The sequence below is a fragment of the Corallococcus sp. 4LFB genome (genome assembly GCF_046520365.1).
In the GTDB taxonomy this organism is placed as follows: domain Bacteria; phylum Myxococcota; class Myxococcia; order Myxococcales; family Myxococcaceae; genus Corallococcus; species Corallococcus caeni.
The window spans coordinates 1-3360 of sequence record NZ_JBKGHJ010000698.1; the positions used below are offsets into that span (position 1 = coordinate 1).

At 70.2% G+C, this 3360-nt stretch carries 4 protein-coding genes and 1 pseudogene; all 5 read left to right on the plus strand.

Translation table 11 applies throughout. From position 1 onward, the window contains the following. A pseudogene (locus tag ACLEQD_RS39740) lies at positions 1-293 on the plus strand (serine/threonine protein kinase); the annotation flags it as partial. Between the two features lie 151 nt (positions 294-444). Beyond that, a complete protein-coding gene (locus ACLEQD_RS39745) occupies positions 445-969 on the plus strand; it encodes a MerR family transcriptional regulator (RefSeq protein ID WP_120525521.1) in 525 nt (174 codons plus the stop codon). 57 nt (positions 970-1026) lie between these two features. Further along, entirely contained in the window at positions 1027-1518 is a 492-nt protein-coding gene (locus ACLEQD_RS39750) for a sigma factor-like helix-turn-helix DNA-binding protein (protein ID WP_171420595.1), read from the plus strand. 106 nt (positions 1519-1624) lie between these two features. Continuing rightward, positions 1625-3169, plus strand: coding sequence for a bifunctional phosphoribosylaminoimidazolecarboxamide formyltransferase/IMP cyclohydrolase (gene purH, locus ACLEQD_RS39755; protein WP_410391128.1), 1545 nt, complete (start codon positions 1625-1627; stop codon positions 3167-3169). A 4-nt stretch (positions 3170-3173) separates the two neighbouring features. Then, positions 3174-3314 (plus strand): zinc-ribbon domain-containing protein, encoded by a 141-nt coding sequence (locus ACLEQD_RS39760; protein ID WP_410391130.1) that lies wholly within the window; start codon positions 3174-3176, stop codon positions 3312-3314. The last annotated feature ends 46 nt before the right edge of the window (positions 3315-3360 follow it).

Here is a 3360-nt window from a genome sequence, read left to right on the forward strand (position 1 = left end):
CCACCGGACCGGCCGCCCCCGCCGCGAACCCCACGGCGGACACCGCCACGGCGCCGCCCGCCGCGGACCCGGTGAAGGCCATGGGCTCGCTCCAGGTGAAGGCCTACCCGTACGCCACCGTCTTCCTGGGCGCGAGGCGGCTCGGGGACGTGCAGGGCCGCGCGACCTACAAGGTGCCGGCCGGCACCCACACGCTGACCTTCCGGCACCCGTCCGGCGAGAAGACGTTCACCGTCGTCGTCCCCGCCAACGGCACCGTGACGGAGGAGTTCCGCGCGCCTCGCGGCCGCTGACGCCCCGCCGTTCCCCTCCCAGCCCCTGAAGCCACCCCAAGCCGGCGCGGAGCGTCGGCCGGACGACGTCCGTCTGCCCGGCTGCTCGTCCTCCTTGACGGATGACGCGCGAATCTGGCACCTATGGCATCCATTCAGTAGCCTCTATTCAATGGAATCGATGGACCTGCTCGCGCCCGACGAACTGGAGCGCATCGAGCGCGAGAACGCGGGAGGTCTGCCCGCGAACGCGATCCTGGAAATCTTCCGGCCCCGGGGCGTGAGGCTCTCGGAGGCGACGTTCCGGAAGTACGTCCAGGCCGGTCTGCTCCCCCGCAGCCGCCGTGTGGGCCGCAAGGGGAAGCACCAGGGCAGCCTGGGGCTCTACCCGGTGGAAGCGGTACGGCGCATCAACGTCATCAAGAAGATGATGGCCGAAGGACACACCCTGGAGGACATCCGTCGCTCCTTCGTGTTCCACCGCAACCACATCGACCAGCTCCAGAGGGACTTGTCGGAGGTGCTGGACGGGTTCCAGGAGGAGCTGGGAGGACGGCCCCTGGGAGGAGAACGCAGGAGGTCACTCGAAGCCCAGTTGGCAACGCTCAGGCAACGGGCGCAGGATCTGGTCCGGGATGTCGCCCGGTTGGGCAGCGCCGTCACGGCGCGCGAAGACGAAACGCTCCGGCCACAATAGGATGCCCCCCAGGGTCCTGTTGAACCGGGTAGACTCCACACATCTGGAGGACGAAACATGTCGGAAGTGAAGCAGCTGCAGGAGGGCGAGGGGGGGACTGAGGAGGAGCAGCCCGCGGAACGCCGGCGCTCCAAGACCATGTCGCGCAAGGAGATGGCGCGCGACCTGCGCCGGCGCCGGCTGGCCGGCCAGCTGGACCCCGAGGAGACGGAGACGCTCAAGCTGGTGGACGAGCAGCGGCCGCGCACTCGCGCGGACTGCATCAACGGCCCGCGCCCGTGCCTCTTCGTGTCCTGCAAGCACAACCTCTACCTGGACGTGAACCCGGAGACGGGCTCCATCAAGCTCAACTTCCCGGACAAGGAAATCACGGAGCTGGAGCACACCTGCGCCCTGGACGTGGCGGAGAAGGGCGGCATCACGCTGGAGGAGGTGGGGGAGATCATGAACCTCACCCGCGAGCGCATCCGCCAGGTGGAGACGCGCGGCCTCATGAAGCTGCGCGAGGCCACGGAGGCCGAGCCTCCCGTGTCCGCTCGCAAGCCTTGAGGGCAGGGCACTGTTTCGCGCCGGGCCTGGGGTGACGTGTTGCGTTGACACCCCAGGGGGTGGTTGCTAGGACCCGCGCCACCCCCACCCATTGCGAGGCGCACACGTGCTGGCTCTCCTGAGCGTTTCCGACAAGCGCGGTCTGGTTCCCTTTGCCCAGGGCCTTGTGCGGCTGGGCTACCGGCTGCTCTCCACCGGCGGCACCCTGGAGGCCCTGAAGGCCGCCGGCATCCCCGCCACCCAGGTGTCCGAGCACACGCAGAGCCCCGAAATCCTTGGCGGCCGCGTGAAGACGCTCCACCCCCGCATCCACGGCGGCATCCTCGGCCGGCCCGACCTGGACAGCGACAAGGCGGAGATGGCGAAGAACGGCATCGAGCCCATCTCGCTGGTGGTGGTGAACCTCTACCCGTTCCGCCAGACGGTGGCGTCCGGCGCGGGCGAGGACGACGTCATCGAGAACATCGACATCGGCGGGCCGGCGATGGTCCGCGCGTCCGCGAAGAACTTCAAGCACGTGGCCATCGTGGTGGACCCGGACGACTACGCGCCGGTGCTCGCGGAGCTTGAAGGCCAGAAGGGCGTGGGCCTGGAGACGCGGCGCCGGCTGATGCGCAAGGCGTTCGCGCACACGGCGGCCTACGACGCGTCCATCTCCGGGTGGCTCTCCGGCGAGGCGCAGGAGCCCTTCCCGCAGGAGCTGTCGCTCGCGTTCCAGAAGGTGCAGGGGCTGCGCTACGGGGAGAACCCGCACCAGCGCGGCGCCTTCTACAAGGAATACGCCGCGCCGAAGGAGCCGTCCGTCGCGTTCGCCAGGGTGCTCCAGGGCAAGGAGCTCTCGTACAACAACATCCTGGACCTGGACGCGGCCCTGGGCCTGGTCCTGGAGTTCCCGGAGAAGCCCTGCGCGGTGGTCATCAAGCACAACACCCCGTGCGGCGTGGCGGTGGACGACGTGCTGGAGAAGGCCTACCGCACCGCCCGCGCGGTGGACGAGGTGAGCGCCTTCGGCGGCATCGTCGCCTTCAACCGCGAGGTGGACGCGGCCGTGGCCAGGGCCATGGCGGAGACGTTCCTGGAGGCGGTCATCGCGCCGTCGTACTCGGCCGAGGCGCTCCAGGTGCTGGCGGGCAAGAAGAACCTGCGCCTGCTGGAGGCGGGCCCCGCGCTGGCGTCCCCCACGGTGAAGCCGCGGCCCCAGGTGGACGCGCGCAGCGTGTCCGGCGGCATGCTGCTGATGGACCGCGACGCGGTGGAGCCGCCCCTGGAGTGGAAGGTGGTGTCCAAGCGCGCCCCCACGCCGGAGGAGGAGCAGGCCCTGCGCTTCGCCTGGAAGGTGTGCAAGCACGTGAAGAGCAACGCCATCGTCTTCGCGGCGCCCTCCCAGCTCCTGGCCCAGGGCGGCGGGCAGACGAACCGGGTGGACTCCGTCCGCATCGCGATGACGCGCGGTGGCGAGGCCCTCAAGGGCAGCGCCGTGGCCTCGGACGCCTTCTTCCCCTTCCGGGACGGCCTGGACGAGGCGGCCCGGGCGGGCGCCACGGCGGTCATCCAGCCGGGCGGTTCCGTCCGGGACCCGGAGGTGATCGCCGCGGCGGATGAACATGGGATGGCCATGGTGGTGACGGGAGTGCGACACTTCCGCCACTAACTTCATGCGCATCGTCTGCCAGAAATGCGCGGCGGCCTACGCGATCGACGACCGGTTGATCACGGCCAAGGGCGTCCGCGCGCAGTGTCCCCGCTGCCGTCACCTCCAGCTCGTGAAGCGGGAGGCCTCGGCTGCGTCCGGCTGACGGCCCCCCTGAAGGGCCGCGCCCGCTCCCGCCGCCGTCCCGCGCC